General features: G+C 63.9%; 17 protein-coding genes. 12 read left to right on the forward strand and 5 right to left on the reverse strand.

What is annotated here, in order from left to right; translation table 11 throughout:
* Positions 1-303: 303 nt before the first annotated feature.
* Positions 304-969: an FMN-binding negative transcriptional regulator gene (locus N2605_RS15825; protein WP_035999927.1), complete on the forward strand. Its 666-nt coding sequence runs from the start codon at positions 304-306 to the stop codon at positions 967-969.
* Positions 966-1949, forward strand: a complete 984-nt coding sequence (gene argC / locus N2605_RS15830; RefSeq protein ID WP_036022938.1) for an N-acetyl-gamma-glutamyl-phosphate reductase — start codon at positions 966-968, stop codon at positions 1947-1949. Before N2605_RS15825 ends, argC begins: the two co-directional genes overlap by 4 nt.
* A 116-nt stretch (positions 1950-2065) precedes the next feature.
* Here the strand turns inward: argC and N2605_RS15835 are convergent, their stop codons facing one another.
* Together N2605_RS15835 and N2605_RS15840 are read right to left on the reverse strand one after the other, a co-directional pair.
* Positions 2066-2464, reverse strand: coding sequence for an MAPEG family protein (locus N2605_RS15835; protein WP_225113555.1), 399 nt, complete (start codon positions 2462-2464; stop codon positions 2066-2068).
* 122 nt (positions 2465-2586) lie between these two features.
* The gene (locus tag N2605_RS15840) at positions 2587-4395 is read right to left on the reverse strand and encodes a PHA/PHB synthase family protein (protein WP_225171209.1); all 1809 of its coding nucleotides are present in this window, start codon (positions 4393-4395) and stop codon (positions 2587-2589) included.
* A gap of 254 nt (positions 4396-4649) precedes the next feature.
* Here N2605_RS15840 and N2605_RS15845 point away from each other — a divergent pair, with 254 nt between their 5' ends.
* The 4 genes from N2605_RS15845 to glpX all read left to right on the forward strand — a co-directional run bounded on the left by N2605_RS15845 (position 4650) and on the right by glpX (position 8865).
* The gene (locus N2605_RS15845; RefSeq protein WP_260347218.1) at positions 4650-4925 is read left to right on the forward strand and encodes a hypothetical protein; all 276 of its coding nucleotides are present in this window, start codon (positions 4650-4652) and stop codon (positions 4923-4925) included.
* A gap of 228 nt (positions 4926-5153) precedes the next feature.
* The gene (locus N2605_RS15850; protein ID WP_109143888.1) at positions 5154-6374 is read left to right on the forward strand and encodes an LL-diaminopimelate aminotransferase; all 1221 of its coding nucleotides are present in this window, start codon (positions 5154-5156) and stop codon (positions 6372-6374) included.
* A 28-nt stretch (positions 6375-6402) separates the two neighbouring features.
* The gene (locus tag N2605_RS15855; RefSeq protein ID WP_260347219.1) at positions 6403-7719 is read left to right on the forward strand and encodes a homoserine dehydrogenase; all 1317 of its coding nucleotides are present in this window, start codon (positions 6403-6405) and stop codon (positions 7717-7719) included.
* A 144-nt stretch (positions 7720-7863) separates the two neighbouring features.
* The gene (gene glpX, locus N2605_RS15860) at positions 7864-8865 is read left to right on the forward strand and encodes a class II fructose-bisphosphatase (RefSeq protein WP_036022942.1); all 1002 of its coding nucleotides are present in this window, start codon (positions 7864-7866) and stop codon (positions 8863-8865) included.
* Between the two features lie 64 nt (positions 8866-8929).
* Here glpX and N2605_RS15865 read toward each other — a convergent pair whose 3' ends face one another.
* On the reverse strand, positions 8930-9952 hold the full coding sequence (locus tag N2605_RS15865; RefSeq protein WP_260347220.1) for a hypothetical protein: 1023 nt from the start codon (positions 9950-9952) through the stop codon (positions 8930-8932).
* Between the two features lie 338 nt (positions 9953-10290).
* Between N2605_RS15865 and N2605_RS15870 the strand changes: the two genes are divergently transcribed.
* Both N2605_RS15870 and N2605_RS15875 read left to right on the forward strand, forming a co-directional pair.
* Positions 10291-11019, forward strand: coding sequence for a haloacid dehalogenase type II (locus N2605_RS15870; RefSeq protein ID WP_260347221.1), 729 nt, complete (start codon positions 10291-10293; stop codon positions 11017-11019).
* Between the two features lie 23 nt (positions 11020-11042).
* Positions 11043-11552, forward strand: a complete 510-nt coding sequence (locus N2605_RS15875) for a DUF4269 domain-containing protein (protein WP_109143886.1) — start codon at positions 11043-11045, stop codon at positions 11550-11552.
* A gap of 62 nt (positions 11553-11614) precedes the next feature.
* On the opposite strand, the gene N2605_RS15880 is transcribed toward N2605_RS15875, so the two are convergent.
* On the reverse strand, positions 11615-12586 hold the full coding sequence (locus N2605_RS15880; RefSeq protein WP_036022946.1) for an MBL fold metallo-hydrolase: 972 nt from the start codon (positions 12584-12586) through the stop codon (positions 11615-11617).
* Between the two features lie 218 nt (positions 12587-12804).
* Complete coding sequence (locus N2605_RS15885; protein WP_036022947.1) at positions 12805-13470, reverse strand: GntR family transcriptional regulator; 666 nt, start codon at positions 13468-13470, stop codon at positions 12805-12807.
* A 117-nt stretch (positions 13471-13587) separates the two neighbouring features.
* On the opposite strand from N2605_RS15885, the gene N2605_RS15890 reads away from it, so the two are divergent.
* The 4 genes from N2605_RS15890 (at position 13588) to N2605_RS15905 (ending at position 17356) form a co-directional block, all read left to right on the forward strand.
* Positions 13588-14382 carry an enoyl-CoA hydratase/isomerase family protein gene (locus tag N2605_RS15890; protein ID WP_260347222.1) on the forward strand — a complete coding sequence of 265 codons (795 nt, stop codon included), beginning with the start codon at positions 13588-13590 and terminating at the stop codon, positions 14380-14382.
* Between the two features lie 9 nt (positions 14383-14391).
* Positions 14392-15651: a CaiB/BaiF CoA transferase family protein gene (locus N2605_RS15895; protein ID WP_035999872.1), complete on the forward strand. Its 1260-nt coding sequence runs from the start codon at positions 14392-14394 to the stop codon at positions 15649-15651.
* A 52-nt stretch (positions 15652-15703) separates the two neighbouring features.
* Positions 15704-16696 carry a Bug family tripartite tricarboxylate transporter substrate binding protein gene (locus tag N2605_RS15900; RefSeq protein WP_225140681.1) on the forward strand — a complete coding sequence of 331 codons (993 nt, stop codon included), beginning with the start codon at positions 15704-15706 and terminating at the stop codon, positions 16694-16696.
* 177 nt (positions 16697-16873) lie between these two features.
* Complete coding sequence (locus N2605_RS15905; RefSeq protein ID WP_225125514.1) at positions 16874-17356, forward strand: tripartite tricarboxylate transporter TctB family protein; 483 nt, start codon at positions 16874-16876, stop codon at positions 17354-17356.
* Positions 17357-17367 lie beyond the last annotated feature (11 nt).

Raw genomic sequence — 17367 nt, forward strand, 5'->3', positions numbered from 1 at the left:
GTTCTCGAAAACCCCTACTTCTAGTAGAAATTCCACGGCGGTCCGATGACATCTGTGTGCATCCTGCCGTCCCACTGAACCGATTTGCTCTTGACCATGGAACCTGGTGGCATTATAGCCGCGCGCCATGATCAACGCCGCGACCATTCTGTTCGCCCGTCGCCGCCGCCGCAGCTTAGCGGTTTGGGCGGTCGATCGCGTTTGAGATCATCGTCTTTGCCGCTGGACCCGATCCGCGGCATCCTCTCTCCTGTCAGCGCGATCTGATCCGGCGGTCCTTAGGAGGCCCAGCAGGAGACCACGATGTACACGCCACCCTTTTTCAAGCAGGACCGCGCCGCGAGCCTGAAATTCGCCGAGGAGCGCGGCTTCGGCACGATGTGCGCCTTCGATGGCAAGCGGCCGATCGCCTCGCCGTTGCCGTTCTATTTGACCTATGCCGCAGATGGCACGCCGCAGGCTGCCTTTCATCTCGCCCGTCACAATCCGCTGCTAAAGCTGGCGGGCGGCGAGGCGTCGTGGCTGCTCGCGGTCAACGGCCCGGATGCCTATGTATCGCCGGACTGGTACGTCTCGCCGGATCAGGTTCCGACCTGGCTCTACCAGTCGGTGCATCTGAGCGGGCCGGTTCGGCTGTTGTCGGATGACGAACTGGCGGTGCAGCTCGAGGTGCTCAGCGCCAAGTTCGAGAGCTGGCTGCTGCCGAAAAAGCCGTGGACGTCGGCCAAGATGACGGCGGGTCGGCTGGAGACGATGAAGAAAGGGATCGTTGGGCTGGTCATGACCGTTGAGGAGGTCGAAGGCAGCTTCAAGCTGAACCAGCACAAGTCGGATGCCGATTATGCAGCGATCGCGAATGCGCTTGACGGCGGCGATGCCGATGCCAAGCGGATCTCACAATTGATGCGGCAGGCAAGGCCGCAGATTTTCGCAGACGACACGAACATGCTCGAAGGGAGCGCATCATGAGCCTCGCTGACACCACCAAAGCTCCGGCCACCAGCGCGGCCAAGAAGCCGGCCACCGTCTTCGTCGACGGCGGCTCCGGCACCACCGGGCTCGGCATCAATGAGCGGCTGAAGCTCCAAAGCGACGTCGCGGTGAAGACCATTGCCGACGACAAGCGCAAGGATCCCGCGGCCAAGAAGGCGCTGATGGAGGAGGTGGATCTCGTCATCCTCTGCCTTCCCGACGATGCCGCCAAGGAAACCGTTGCCCTGGTCGACGGCATGGGGGCTCACGCGCCCAAGGTGCTGGATGCCTCGACCGCCTACCGGGTCGCGCCGGACTGGGCTTACGGCTTTGCGGAGCTCACGCCTGACCAGGCCGGCAAGATCAAGGCGGCGAAGAAGGTCTCCAATCCCGGCTGCTATCCGACCGGGGCGATCGCGCTGCTGCGGCCGATCGTCGATGCTGGCCTGCTGCCGCCTGATTATCCCGTCACCGTCAACGCGGTGAGCGGCTATTCCGGCGGTGGCAAGTCGATGATCGCAAGCTTCGAGGATGGCAGCGCCCCGTCCTTCGAGCTCTACGGCCTCGGCTTCGAGCACAAGCATCTGCCGGAGATGCAGCTCTATTCGAACCTAACGCGGCGGCCGATCTTCATTCCCTCGGTCGGCAACTACCGGCAGGGCATGCTGGTCTCGGTGCCGCTCCAGCTCGACACGCTGCCGGGCAAGCCCGGCGGCGCCGACCTGCAGGCGGCGATGGCAAAACGTTACGCCGGCTCGAAATACGTCAAGGTGATGCCGCTGCAAAACGAGGCGAGCAAGGGCGGCCGGCTCGAGCCGGAGGCGCTCAACGAGACCAACATGCTCGAGCTCTACGTCTTCGCCAGCGACAAATATCACCAGGCGCTATTGGTCGCCCGGCTCGACAATCTCGGCAAGGGGGCATCCGGCGCAGCCGTGCAGAACATGCGGCTGATGCTCGGCCTGCCGGAGGAGTGAGGCAGGCCTCTATCCTCCGTCATTGCGAGCGAAGCGAAGCAATCCAGAGCTTCCACCGCGGAAATAGTCTGGATTGCTTCGTCGCAAGGGCTCCTCGCAATGACGTGGAAAGTGCTTCAAACCAATCCGAAGATCGCCAACACCAGCACGGCCTGGGCGAAGAAGCCGACGGTGAAGGCGAGGGTGCGGAACACCGGAATTCCGAGCGCATAGACGATGGTGTGCGCGATGCGCGACCAGAAATAGACGGCGCAGGCGAGCACCGTCCATTTCGTGGAATAGTCGATCGCGTTCAGGATCAGCACCAGCGGGGCGAAGATGACGAGGTTCTCGACCGCGTTGTCATGGGCGAACATCAGCCGGTTTGCCCACTCCGCCTGGGGCTTGTCGCCGCGCGCGGGGTTGGCCATCGCACCGCTCAAACCGCGAACCTGGCAGCGGTTGATGATGTACGGAACCCACAGAACTCCCGTCAGGATCACCGTCAGTGTCAGCCAGAACAATTCGCGTGTCATAGTGCCGGTCCCCTGTGTCGTCGCTGGATTGAGGCGAGAGCACGATCCGGAAAAGTGAGTAGCGGTTTTCCGAAAAGATCATGCTCAAACAATTAGTCTATACGAAAGCGCGCCGGATTCCGCTACGCGCGAACTCTGACATAGCTGCCGGGCGCGTCCTCGATCGGCGGAAATGCGTCGCTGCCGACCACGCGCGCCGGGACTTCCTCGGGGTCGAGCTCGCCCAGCCACTCCCGCCAGTCCGGCCACCACGAGCCCTTGTGCTCGGTGGCGCCCTTCATCCACTGCGCGACGCTGACGTTCTTGATGTTGTCGTTGGTCCAATACTGGTACTTGTTCGCGGCAGGCGGATTGACCACGCCCGCGATGTGGCCCGAGCCGGACAGCACGTATTTCACCGGGCCGCCGAAGAATTGCGAGCCGTAGAGCACCGATTCCGCGGGCGCGATGTGATCCTCGCGGGTGGCGAGATTGTAGACCGGCACCTTCACCTTGGAGAGATCGAGCAGGGTGTTGTCGAGCGCCATCGTGCCGGTGGAGAGCCGGTTCTCCAGGTAGCAATTGCGCAGGTAATAGGAATGGTTGGCCTGGGTCATCCGTGTCGCATCGGAGTTCCAATGCAACAGGTCGAACGCGCTCGGCTGCTGGCCTTTCAGATAGTTGCTGACCACGTAGGACCAGATCAGGTCGTTGGAGCGCAGCATGTTGAAGGCCATGGCCATCTTCGAGCCTTCGAGCACGCCGGCAGTCTTCATGTCCTGCTCGATCGCGGCGATCTGCTCCTCGTCGACGAACACGAGCAGATCGCCGGCATGGGTGAAGTCGACCTGGGCCGCGAAGAACGTCGCGGACGACACGCGCTGGCGGCGCTTCTCGGCGAGCCAGGCCAGCGTGGTCGCGAGCATCGTGCCGCCGACGCAATAGCCGGCGGTGTGCACCTTCATCTCGCCGGTGATCTTCTCGATCACGTCCATCGCCGTGAGCGGGCCTTCCTTCATGTAGTCTTCCCAGCCCTTGTTGCCGAGCCGCTTGTCGGGATTGACCCATGAGATCACGAAGACGGTGATGCCCTGATCGACGCACCACTTGATGTAGGATTTCTCCGGCTTGAGATCGAGGATGTAGAACTTGTTGATCCAGGGCGGCACGATCAGGAGCGGGGTGCGCAGCACCTTCTCCGTCGTCGGCGAATACTGGATCAGCTGCATCATCTCGTTCTGGTAGATCACCTTGCCCGGCGTCGTCGCCATGTTGACGCCGACGACGAGATTGTCCGGGTTGGACTGGCGGATCTTCAGCATGCCCTTGCCGGCGGCGATGTCCTCGGCCAGCATCTTCAGGCCGCGCGCGAGGTTCTCGCCGCTGGACGCCACCGTCTCGCGCAGCACTTCGGGGTTGGTCAGCACGAAGTTCGACGGCGAGAGCGCGTTGGTGACCTGCTGGACGTAGAACTCGGCCTTGCGGCGCGTGTGCGGATCGAGCCCTTCGGCGTCGCGCACCAGCTCCTGCGCCCATTTGGTCGTGAGCAGATAGAGCTGCATGACGAAGTCGAAGAACTGGTTCGACTTCCATTCCGGATCGGCAAAGCGCTTGTCGCGCGGCGAGGGCGCGATCGCGGGCTCGGCGTCCTGACCGGCCATGCGACGCACCGCCGAGCCCCACAGGTCGAGATAATCCTTGGCAAGCTTGGTCTGGAGATCGGACGAGCGGGACGTGTCCGACAGCCAATATTCGGCGACCGACGTGAACGTCTTGACGACCTCGGCAAGCTCGGCCGGCGGGCGGTCCTGCACCTCGCCGCTCTCGCGCGGCTTGAGATAGGCGGCGAGCGCCTTGCCGCCGCTCTCCATCGCCCGCGCGACGTTCATCGCAAAGGCTTCGGCGTCGAACTTCGTCTCGGGTTTCGGCGTATCGGTCGTGGCCATACTCATGAGCAGAACAGTAACGATTCATTCCGTATTCGTCACCGCGAAGCTCGCAGGTTTGACGTTAAACACTCTCGAAGATGTGTTGCACTGCGACAAATCTTCTTGGTTCCGTCACAATCGGGCCGCACGGCTCGGCTTGTTGGGCATCGGTTGTTTTCTCGCTCGCACCATTTGGGCAGCAATGGTTTGAGCTTGGGCACGGTCTTGGGTAAGCTTGCCCCGGGGCCGTGCATTGGGACGAGTAGGGGATTTCCCAAGTGTTGGCGTTGTGGGACCTGCAAAAGACGCTGCCGATCTGCGGCGCGGTGCTGATCGCGGCGCTCGCCCTGGGCGGGTGTTCGAGCCAACTCGCGGATCTGGCGCCCGCGGATGCGCCGCCGCGCGCCAGGGAGCCCGGGAGCTATCTGCCCGTGCACGATCTGCCGCCGGATCGCGATCAGGCGATCATCCCGCTGGAGCAGCGCGCCAAGATCGAGGCCGAGCTCGCCGCCGCGCGCGATCGCCAGGCCGCTGCCGCCAAGGACGCCAAATAGGCCCGTGGCCGCGAGACTGCCAACGTAATCGCTGGCGCCTCCGCTTTGCCGTGCTAAAAGACCTCGGTTCAGCCTGGAGTCAGGGCGAACGACTTCAATCTTCGTTGCCGACGATTGCTCTAAGTATTTGATTCTGAGTAATTTTCGCGATGGAGCCTGAGTGCTTTCGTGCCGGCCCTCGCGGCCTGTCGATTCTGTCCTGACCGGTTGCCCGGAGCCCAGAGAGCCATGGAAGAATTTTACCGCATTCGCCGCCTTCCGCCTTACGTGTTCGAGCAGGTCAACCGGGCCAAGGCGGCTGCGCGCAATGCCGGCGCCGACATCATCGACCTCGGCATGGGCAATCCGGACCTGCCGGCGCCGGCGCATGTGCTGGAGAAGCTGAAGGAGACGCTCGGCAAGCCGCGCACCGACCGCTACTCGGCCTCGCGCGGCATCCCCGGGCTGCGCCGGGCCCAGGCGGCCTATTACGCCCGCCGCTTCGGCGTGAAGCTGAACCCCGACACCCAGGTCGTGGCGACGCTGGGCTCGAAGGAGGGTTTCGCCAACGTGGCGCAGGCGATCACCGCGCCGGGCGACGTCATCCTCTGTCCGAACCCGAGCTACCCGATTCACGCCTTCGGTTTCTTGATGGCGGGCGGCGTCATCCGCTCGGTGCCGTCGGAGCCGACGCCGCAGTTCTTCGAGGCGGCGGAGCGGGCGATCGTGCATTCGATCCCCAAGCCGCTCGCGCTCGTCGTCTGCTATCCCTCGAACCCGACCGCCTATGTCGCGAGCCTCGACTTCTACAAGGACCTCGTCGCCTTCGCGAAGAAGCACGAGATCCTGATCCTGTCCGATCTCGCTTATGCCGAGGTCTATTTCGACGAGAGCAACCCGCCGCCCTCGGTGCTGGAGGTGCCGGGCGCGATGGACTGCACCGTCGAGTTCACCTCGATGTCGAAGACCTATTCGATGGCCGGCTGGCGCATGGGCTTTGCAGTCGGCAATGAGCGCGTGATCGCAGCGCTCGCCCGCGTCAAATCCTATCTCGATTACGGCGCGTTCACGCCGGTGCAGGTCGCGGCGACCGCCGCGCTGAACGGCCCCGACGATTGCATCAAGGAGATGCGCGACACCTACCGCAAGCGCCGCGACGCGCTGGTGGAATCGTTCGGCCGGGCTGGGTGGGAAATCCCGGCGCCGGAGGCCTCGATGTTCGCCTGGGTGCCGCTGCCGGAAGCCTTCCGCAGCGTCGGCAGCATGCAGTTCGCGACCCTGTTGGTGGAGAAATCCGGCGTCGCGGTCTCGCCCGGCGTCGGCTTCGGCGAGCATGGTGAAGGATATGTCCGCATCGCCATGGTGGAAAACGAGCAACGGATCAGGCAGGCCGCGCGCGGCGTCCGCCGCTTCCTTGAAAGCGGCATCGAAACGTTGCACAACGTGGTTCCTCTCGCCAATCGGCGGTAATTCTCTTCTGCAGGTTTTCTGAAGTATCATGGTCGCACCGCTGAAAGTGGGCATAGCGGGGCTCGGCACCGTGGGTGCCGAGGTTATCCGTTTGATCGAAACACAGGCGCGCGTGCTCGCAGGGCGCAGCGGCCGGGGCATCCGCGTGGTTGCGGTCACCGCGCGTTCGAAGGCGAAGAAACGCGGCATCGACCTGCGCGGCTTCGATTGGGCGAAGGACCCGATCGCGCTCGCCACGCATCCGGAGGTCGATTGCTTCGTCGAGCTGATGGGCGGCGCCGGCGATCCCGCGCTGTCGGCGGTGGACGCTGCGCTCGGTGCCGGCAAGTCGGTCGTCACAGCAAACAAGGCGCTGCTCGCCAAGCACGGCCTCAAGCTGGCCAAGGCGGCTGAAAAGCACGGCGGTGCGCTGAATTTCGAGGCAGCGGTCGGCGCCGCGATCCCCGTCATCAAGACGTTGCGCGAAGGTCTTGCCGGAACCGGCATCAACCGCGTCTACGGCATCCTCAACGGCACCTGCAATTACATCCTGACCCGGATGGAGCAGGAGGGCCTGTCCTTCGCCGAATGCCTCAAGGATGCCCAGCGGCTCGGCTATGCTGAGGCCAATCCGTCCTTCGACGTCGACGGCCACGATACCGCGCAGAAGCTCGCCATTCTCGCCAGCCTCGCTTTCGGCACGAAAGTTGCTCAAAGTGCGGTGTATGTCGAAGGCATCTCCTCCATCGCGCCGGAAGATCTTCGCGCCGCCGACGATCTCGGTTATCGGCTCAAACTGCTCGGTGTTGCCGTTCGCACCGCCAAGGGCATCGAGCAGCGCGTGCATCCGACCATGGTGCCGAAATCCTCCTCGATCGCGCAGGTGATGGGTGTCACCAATGCGGTCACGATCGATGGCGAAGGCATTCCGCCGATCACGCTGGTCGGCCCCGGCGCGGGCGGTGCCGCGACCGCATCCGCCGTCGTCGCCGACATCGCCGACGTCGCGCGCGGCATCCGCGCCAATCCGTTCGGCCGGCCGATCGGGCAGCTGCGCGACACCAAGAAGGCGCCGATGGAGCGCCACGAGGGCGGCTATTACATTCGCCTGCTCGCCCGCGATTTCCCCGGCACTGCGGCCGCGATCGCGACGCGGCTTGCCGAGCAGAAGATTTCGATCGAGTCGATCGTGCAGCGTCATCCCAATGGCGGCGCTGCGCCCACTGACGGCAAGGCTGCTCCGGTGCCCGTCATCCTGATCACCTATGCCACGCACGAGGATGCCGTGCGCCGTGCGCTCGCCGCCGTGCAGAAGGACAAGGTGATCAGCGGACGGCCGCAGGTGATCCGGATCGAGAAGAACTAGAGCATGACCTCGGAAAAGTCTGAGCGGTTTTCCGGAAAGGTCATGCTCAAGCCATAAGGCGGTCGTTCGTTCGAACGAACACCGGGCGTTGTGAGTTGATGTGGACGGAGATTTCCGTCCCAAACGTTTCGAAGGAGTGAGCCGATGTCGACCCATATTGAAGTCCCCCCGCACGCCTTGCTCGAGCGCATTCTCACGCTGGAGATCGTGCGGGTGACGGAGCGGGCGGCGGTGTCGTCGGCGCGGTTGCGCGGCCACGGCAACGAGAAGGCGGCCGACCAGGCCGCCGTCGACGCCATGCGGCGCGAGCTCAACAAGCTGCCGATCCAGGGCACCATTGTGATCGGCGAGGGCGAGCGTGACGAGGCGCCGATGCTCTATATCGGCGAGCAGGTCGGCCTCAAGGCAGGTCCCGAGGTCGATATCGCGGTCGACCCGCTCGAAGGCACCACGCTGTGCGCCAAGAACATGCCGGGCTCGATCGCCACCATGGCGATGGCTGACGGCGGCACGCTGCTGCACGCCCCCGACGTCTACATGCAGAAGCTCGCGATCGGCCCCGGCTACGACAAGGGCGTGGTCGATCTCGATGCCTCGCCGGCCGACAATGTCCGTCGCCTCGCCAAGGCCAAGGGCGTGAAGCCCGAGGGCATCACCGTTCTCGTGCTCGACCGTCCGCGCCACGCCGACATCATATCGAGCGTGCGCTCGACCGGTGCGGCCGTACGCCTGATCACCGACGGCGACGTTGCCGGCGTCATCCATTGCGCCGACCCCGACAATACCGGCGTCGACATGTATCTCGGCACCGGCGGTGCACCGGAAGGCGTGCTCGCCGCCGTGGCGCTGCGCTGCATCGGCGGCCAGATGCAGTGCCGCCTCATCCTCGATTCCGAGGAGAAGCGCGAGCGCGCCGCCAAGATGGGCGTCAACGATCCCAAGATGATCTACGGCATCGAGGACATGGCACGCGGCGACTGCCTGTTCGCCGCCACCGGCGTCACCACGGGCTCGCTGCTCTCAGGCGTCAAGTTCCGCAAGGACGGTGTGATCGAGACCGAGACGGTGGTGATGCGCTCCGTCACCGGCACCGTGCGCTACATCAAGGCCGAGCATCGCGAGCTGGCAAAGTTCCATCTGGATTGAGGCCGCGGTCATCCGCGCGCGATTGCTCGGCGCTTTGGTCGCAGACGGATCCGTCGTCTGTCTGCTATGGGCTGCGATGCGGTGCCGGGGCGAACATGTGCAGGTCGCGCAACATCAGAGCCAGCATGACGGCCCCCTGGAGCTGCCCAACCTCATCGGCCCAGGGCTGAAGAATGGACTTCGCGGTCGCCATGTCTCCGCGCGCGAGCGCGCTGCGCGCGTTTATGTCGGCCTCGGCATAGGTGTCAGTTGCAATCATACGGGACAGCGCCTGCGCGAGGCCTTCATCGAAGCTCTCCAGGCGTACTTCGGAGACGTAGTGATCAGGCTTGAGACCGATTTTGTTTCTTGGATGCGCCGGATCGAAATGCCCAACCTTTGCCAGCATGATCAGCAGAGGATGATTTCCGGCGATGGAAGGAGGAATGATCGGATAGGTCCTGATTCTCCCCGATCGATCATCAAGAGATGAGAAGGAGATGACCGGCCCAAGGTTGAAGCGCGACTTGCGATGGAGCACAGCAACGCGATGGTCGATCTCGGAGTCCGGTTTGAACACCTCACCGTTCTTGAAGCTCGCGTCGGGGTCGGCAGCGATGAGAAATGCCGAGAGCTGGGCAACCCGGCCGGTGACGGTGCGTTCGTCAAGCCCGTCCACCTCAAACTCGATCTCTCGTCCAGCGAACGCGGACAATCCGAGCGTATAAGCTCCCAGGGTCTTGCCGGAACGGAAGGGGACGATGTCCATCCACAATCCGAACGGCTGATCTGGATACGCCTCGAACGCGCGGCTTGACTGCTCCAGCCACATCTCGGGGGAACGGCCGATTTTTCCGTCCCAGATGACGGCGACAACATTAGGCAGTGCCGCAACCACGGCACCCACAAAGGCGGTCGTGAAGTACGTATTCTCGGCAAAATCCAGCGCTTTCGTTTCCGTATTGCCTTCGGCAGAGCCCATCGGCGCGACCACGAGGTGCGCACGATGGCGTCGAGCGGCGTGGAAAGCTTCCGGCCACAGCCAGGAAGCCCGCTCCCACAATTGCTGATCGAAAGGTATCGGCGCAGGCATCAGGAGGATCGTCATGAGATGATCTCCTGCGCGGATGAACAGGGGACCATCAGCACCGTCGCTCGGTGCGAAGGTGCTACGGTTCCAGCGTATGTCGGCATGACGAACGCGTAAGGACTGGATCAAAGCCTCCTCGTCCGGGAGGCGGGCATCCTCGAGCAATATGTATGCGACAGAGACGGTTGTCATGGCCGGTGCGCTTCACCCCGACGAGTTGAGGTAGGCGACCAAACTCGTCCCTCACGTGCTTGATGCGCCGAACTAGCGCTATTGTTGCATGGAACGGATCATGCTTTAAAGCCCTCGATCTCGGCCGGCTAGCCGGGCCAAAACAAATATCAGCGGAGCGAAGCATGACCACACCATCCAATCTCTCCGTCGTCAAAGCCCTCGTCTTCGACGTATTCGGCACAGTCGTGGACTGGCGCACCAGCCTGATTACCGACTTCATGTGGTGGAGCAAGCAGCGCGGCATCACCGCCGATTGGACCGCGCTGGTCGACGGCTGGCGCGGCATGTACATGGCCTCGATGGACGACGTGCGCCAACATCCCGAGCGCGGCTACGTCATGCTCGACGATCTGCATCGCCGCTCGCTGGAGCAGCTGGTCGATCAATTCGCGATCAGGGGCCTCACCGAGGCCGATCTCGACTACCTCACCAAAGGCTGGCACCGCCTGCATCCCTGGCCCGACAGCGTCGCCGGCTTGATGCGGCTGAAATCAAAGTTCGTGCTCTCGCCGCTCTCGAACGGCAACGTCGCGCTGCTCACCAACATGGCGAAGTTCGCCGGCCTGCCGTGGGACCTCATCATGTCGGCCGAGCTGTTCGAGCACTACAAGCCCGATCCGGAAACCTATCTCGGCGCAGCAAAGCTGCTCTGCCTCAAGCCGGAAGAGGTGATGATGGTCGCGGCCCACAATGGCGATCTCGCTGCCGCCCAGAAGAACGGATTGAAGACCGCCTTCGTGGCGCGACCGACCGAATACGGCCCGCTTCAGAAGGTCGATTTCGAAGCAACCGGCAAGTGGGACATCGTCGCGAAGGATTTTGGCGGCATCGCCGATCAGCTCGGCTGCTGACATTCGCGGCGCAGCGGCGATCAATGGACTACGAAAGTGCGATCGGCAGTTCGGGATTGCTCGACGAGCTGCGGGAGTTCGATCCACGCGTGGTCGGGACGCTGCCTTTGGGGCTTGCGACGCCATTGAGCGACATCGATGTCGTCTGCCATGTTCTGGACGCGGTGGCTTTCGCCGAAGTGATCTGGCGCCGGTACCGCGCCTGTGGCGGGTTTGCGCTCTACCAATGGTGCTCCAGCCGGCGGCCGGTGGTCGCCCGCTTCGAGTGGGACGGCTGGCCGTTCGAGCTGTTCGGCGATCCCAGGCCGGTCGATCAGCAGGAAGGCTGGCTGCACTTCGAAATCGAGCGGAGATTGCTCGCGCTCGACGACGGGCGTCTGCGCAAAGCCGTGGCCGACCATAGGGCGCGCGGGATGAAGACCGAGCCCGCGTTTGCCGCCGCGCTCGGCATTGCCGGGGACCCGTATTCCGCATTGCTTGCATTGGGCCGTGAGAGCGACGCCCAGCTGCGGGCCCGCCTGGAGTGCCTGTAAGGTTCGCCGCGTGGGACCGCACAGATCCGGGCGGCTCGCGCCGCCCGGATCTGAACTGACGGCTACAACGTCATCTTCATCGGCTCCGGATAGTAGCGGAAACCATCTCCGGCTTTGGCGACATGGCCATAGCCTGGCCAGGCGAAGTGATAGGACATCACCGGGATCTTGTTCGCCGCCAGCATCGTCAGCAGCTTGACGCGCGACTCCGCCGCCTGCTTCGGGTCGGAATCGTAGGAGAACTCCATCCGTGGCTTCTCCAGCAGCAGCACCGAATGGTGCGAGAGATCGCCGAGGAAGGCGAACGACTTGCCGGCCGACGTCACCATGAAGATGGTGTGGCCGACGGTGTGGCCGGGGGCCGCGATCGCCTGCACGCCGGGCAGGAATTCCTCGCCATCCTTGAAGAATTTGATCCGATCCCGGACCGGCAGCAGGTTCTTGCGGGCGTGGATGACGAAATCCTTGGCCGCGCTGCCGAGCTTGCCTTCGTCGGTCCAGAAGTCGAAATCGCTCTGGGCAATGTAGACTTGCGCGTTGGGGAACAGCGGCTTGCCGCCCTCGTCGACGATGCCGCCGATATGATCGATATGGGCATGCGAGCATACGACGGCATCGATGTCGCCCGGCTTGATGCCGGCCTCCGTCATGCTCTTCTGCTGCCGTCCGGTGCTGGCGCCGAACATCTTCGATGAGCCCATGCCCGTGTCGAACAGGATGAGCTTGTCACCGGTGTTCACGATCGGAGAGTTCTGTTCGAGCACGACATTGTCCGGCGACAGGAAATTGTCGGCCAGCATCTTCTTGACCTCTTCCTTGGGAACGCCGGTGAAGGTCCCGGAGGGATCGCCGAGCGGAAGCGGTCCGTCGGATACGACGGTCACCTCGGCATCGCCGAGAATGAAGCGGTGCCAGTAGGGCGTCTGAGTGCCGAGCTTGGGCGCCCGCGCCATCGCGCTGCTGCCGAGCATGGCGCTGGCGCCGAGACCGGCCCCAAGTGCGAGTAGGGACCGACGCGAGACATCGAGTGTCATTCTTTTCCTCCGCTTTCGTCTTTTGTTTTGCGCAATCGTTGGCGCGGTAAGCGGCCGCCCGATCGGCCACGTGGCCGGAGGGCGGCGGAAAGCATGCTGCGCCGGTTGCGACAAGCTAGCAAGTGGAATTACCCGGTACGGCACGCTGAACGAGAACGATAGCCGGAGCGCGAAAGCGACGTCCAAAGGCAGGCTGCGCCAAGGCGCGGAATTGCGCGTTACGCAATTCTCAACGTGACGTCATTGCCTTCCGTCTCGGCAAAGCCCGCCTGCAGCACCTCTTCGCGCTTGTGACGCAGATGCGCACGCAGGATGTGGGCGAGCCCGACACCGTCGCGGCGCTGAAGCGCGTTCAGGATTGCCTCGTGCTCCTTCACGGCGAGCGCCCAGCGCTGCGCCGTCATCGGCGTGACATAGCGCGCGCGCCGGATGCGCGCGGTCACCGAGGCGTAAAGCCCGGCGAGCACAGGATTTCCCGCTGCGGTCACGATGGCTTCGTGAATGGCGCGATTGCCACGGTAGTACTGGATCAGGTCGCGCTCGCGATAATGCTGCACCATGTCCGCATGTGCGGCGGCGATCGCATCGATCTCGGCGTCGCTGATGCGCTCGCAGGCGAGTTCGCCCGCGAGAGCCTCCAAGCCCTGGCAGACCTCGAACAGGTCGCGCATGTCCTTGTCGGTCAGCTTTGCTGCCCGCGAGCCGCGATGCGGCAGCAGCTGCACGAGCCCTTCCGCCGCCAGCACCTTGAGCGCCTCGCGCAGCGGCGTCCGCGAGATCTCGAGCCGCTCGCACAGCTCGCGCTCGGGAATCCGCGCGCCCGGCGGGATTTCGCCGTCGAGCAGGATGGCGCGGATGCGGTTGACGACCTCGTCGTGAAGCATGGCTCTGAGCTCTGTTTTGAATGCAAAAATGAACTTATACGCCCATATGGCCAAGTTCCAGCTTGAAAATTCAGAGTTTTGCATTCAAAAATGTAAAAAACAGAAAGGTATGAGGAAATGGACCTGCAAGTGGCGGCAGAAGACCTCGTGTTCGAGCGCGACGGCGGCATCGGGCGGATCACCTTCAACCGTCCGCAGGCCCGCAATGCCTTCACGTTCGCCATGTACGAGCGGCTCGCCGCGATCTGCGAGGAGGCCAATCGCGACCATGACATCAAGGTGCTGGTGCTGCGGGGGGCCGGCGACAAGGCCTTCGCCTCGGGCACCGACATCAATCAGTTTCGCGAATTCAGGACGCCGCAGGACGCCATCGACTACGAGAACCGTATCGACCGCGTTCTGACCACACTCGAGCAATGCCGGGTCCCCACGATCGCGGCGATCAACGGGTTCTGTACCGGCGGCGGGGCGGGCATTGCCGCGGCCTGCGACCTCCGCATCGGCACAAAAGCTGCGAAGATCGGATTCCCCATCGCCAGGACGCTCGGCAATTGCCTGTCGATGTCCAATGTCAGCCGTCTCACCGCACTGATCGGAGCCGCGCGCGTCAAGGATCTCATCTTCACCGCACGCCTCGTCGATGCCGGGGAGGCCGCAAGCGTCGGGCTGCTCGGCGAGGTCGTCGACGATCTTGCCGCCCTTGAACGACGCGCCGACGAGGTGGCCCGGCTCGTCGCGAGCCATGCGCCGCTGACGCTGAACGCGACCAAGCAGGCTGTCAGCCGTCTGCAGCGCCGGCTGACGCAGGACGAGGGCGAAGACCTCATCCTGATGTGCTACACGAGCCAGGATTTTCGCGAAGGGCTCGATGCTTTCCTCAACAAGCGCGCGCCGCAATGGCGCGGCCAATAGGACGAGCCGATGCAAAGCGATCCATCGCAATCCACCTCCCGCCGTTCGGGACCGCTGGCCGGCCTCAAGGTCATTGATCTCACTCACGTCATGGCGGGACCGACCTGCACCTTGATGCTCGCCGACATGGGCGCCGACGTGATCAAGATCGAGAAATGGCCGAACGGCGACGACACCCGTCATTCGGTGCCGCCGAAGATCGGGGACGAGGCGGCCTCCTTCCTGATGATGAACCGCAACAAGCGCGGCATCGTGCTGGACCTGAAGACCGACGGCGGCAAAGAGGTGCTGCGCCGGCTGATCGCCGATGCCGACGTGCTGGTCGAGAACTTTGCGCCGGGCGCGATGGAGCGCCTCGGCTTCGGCTATGAGGCGCTGCACGCGGAATTCCCGGCGCTGATCTATTGCTCGCTGTCGGGCTTCGGCCGCACCGGCCCCTACAAGCATCGCAGGGGGTTCGATCTCGTCGCGCAAGCCATGAGCGGCATCATGAGTTTTACCGGCGAGCGGCCCGACGGTCCGCCCGTCAAGTGCGGCCCGCCGCTGTCGGACATCACCGCCGGCCTGCTCGCGAGCATGGGCATCCTGGCCGCCTACACCCATCGCCTCAAGACCGGTGAAGGCCAATGGGTCGAGACCTCGCTTTATGAAGCCGCCTTGGTGCAGACCTATTGGCAGTCGACCATCGCGCTCGCCGCGGGCACCGCGCCGCGCGCGATGGGCTCGGCGCATCCGCTCAACGCGCCGTACCAGGCGTTTGAAGCCTCGGACGGCTGGCTCGTGGTCGGCGGCGCCAACAAGAAGCATTGGCTGTTGATGCTGGAAGCGCTCGGCGCGAGCGAGCTCGCCGACGATCCGCGCTTCGTCACCGGTGCCGATCGCATGGCCAACCTGAAGGAGCTCGAAGCCGTCCTCAGCGAACGCTTCCGCAAGCAATCGCGGGCGCATTGGCTCGCGGCGCTGGACGAGAAGGGCGTACCGTGCGGCCCCGTGCACGACATGCTGGAGGCGCTGAGCGATCCGCAGACGCTGGCGCGCGAGATGGTCGTCGAGGTCGAGCACTCCACGCTCGGTCCCGTCAAGACGATCGGGCTTCCCATCAAGTTTTCGGAGACCCCGGGCAAAGTGCGATCAGGCGCACCGGTCTATGGTGAGCACACGAAAGAGGTTCTGGCCGAGCACGGGTTCGACCAGTCACGAATCGAAGCGCTCGAAAAAGAAGGCGCAATTGTCTCGGCCCTGGAAAGACGCGAGGAACACGTCGCCTGACCGGACGTCGATACGACAACAACAAAAGACAAAAAATCAGCTGGAGGAAATCATGGGTCGGACGTCAACATTTCTGCTCTCCGCAGCCGCAGCCGTGCTCGCCGGCACCATGCCGGCGCTCAGCGCCTGGCAACCGCAAAAGCCGATCGAGTTCGTGGCCACCGCCGGCCCCGGCGGCGGCACCGACAATCTCGCGCGCGCGGTGCAGAACATCATCACCAAGCACAAGCTGATCGAGCAGCCGATCGTCGTCGTCAACAAGGGGGGCGGCAGTGGCGCTGAAGGCTATGTCTATGGCAAGGCCTCCGCCGGTGATCCCTACAAGGTGATCTTCGGCACCTCGAATGCCTGGCAGCAGCCGCTCGTCTCCAAGGTCGCCTTCAACTACACCGATCTCACGCCGATCGCGGCGATGGCGCAGGACGAGTTCCTGCTCTGGGTCAAGCAGGACGCGCCGTACAAGACTGCGAGCGATTATCTGAAGGCGGCCGCATCGGGCGAATTCAAGATGGGCGGCGCGCAGTCCAAGGACACCGACGAGGTGCTGACGCGCATGATCGAGAAGGTCGGCAAGGTCAAGCTGACCTATATCCCGTTCAAGAGCGGCGCTGAGACCGCTGTGCAGCTCGCCGGCGGACATCTCGACTCCCACGTCAACAACCCCAGCGAAAGCCTCGGGCAATGGCGCGGCAGCACGCAGCGCCCGCTCTGCGTGTTCAGCCCGAAGCGGCTGCCGCAGGGGCCGAAGGTCACCGCAACGGAAGGCTGGGGCGACGTTCCAACCTGCGTCGAGCAGGGCCTCGACATCAAGCAATATGAGCAGCCGCGTACCGTGTGGCTGCCCGGCAAGGTCTCGCCGGAGCAGGCCGCGTTCTATGTCGACCTCATGAAGAAGGTGCAGGCGACGCCGGAGTGGAAGGACTACATCGAGAAGACCTCCCAGGTCGACACGTTCCTCACCGGTGCCGAGCTCGAAAAATTCATCAAGGAGGACCTCGAGCGCATCAAGCAGGTCGCGGGCGAGCAGGGCTGGCTGGTGAGGTGAGGCCGAGGATGGGTTTCGATCGCGCCGCCAACTGTAGCCCTGGTCCTCATCCTGAGGGCCCGCCGGAGGCGGGCGTCTCGAAGGATGGCCGCGGATGCGATGTCTCCTGGAGCCGTCCTTCGACACGCGCGAAAAAGCGCGCTCCTCAGGACGAGGACTGTTTCGCCGGAGCTGCCCATGATCTCCCGTCGCGCGCTTGAACTTGCGACCGCCGTGCTCACCGGCAGCTTCGGCGTGGCCGTCGTCGTCTCCAGCCTCGACAACGGCATCGGCTGGTCCAGCGCAGGCGTGGACGCCGGCACATTCCCGTTCCTGACCGGGATCATCGTCGTGCTCGGCAGCCTCTACAATCTGGTGCGAGGCGTGGTGCCGGCCGCGACGCTCGCAAACGTTCCCATCGCGATCACGTCGATCGAGCTGCGCCGGCTCGTCGGCCTGTTCGTGCCGGCTGCCATCTTCGTCGCTGCGATCCCGCTCGCCGGGATGTACGTCGCCTCCGCTCTCTATGTCTTCGCGGTGCTGGCGATTCCCCGACACCAATCCGTGCCGCGCGCGCTGGCTATGGCAGGAGCTACGGCGCTCGCGCTCTACCTCGTGTTCGAGCGCATGTTCCAGGTCAGTCTGCCGCGCGGCGCACTGGCTTCCGCGCTCGGGTTCTGAGGGAGCAGCGG

This window comes from Bradyrhizobium yuanmingense, from assembly GCF_025200905.1.
Classification (GTDB): Bacteria; Pseudomonadota; Alphaproteobacteria; order Rhizobiales; family Xanthobacteraceae; genus Bradyrhizobium; species Bradyrhizobium yuanmingense.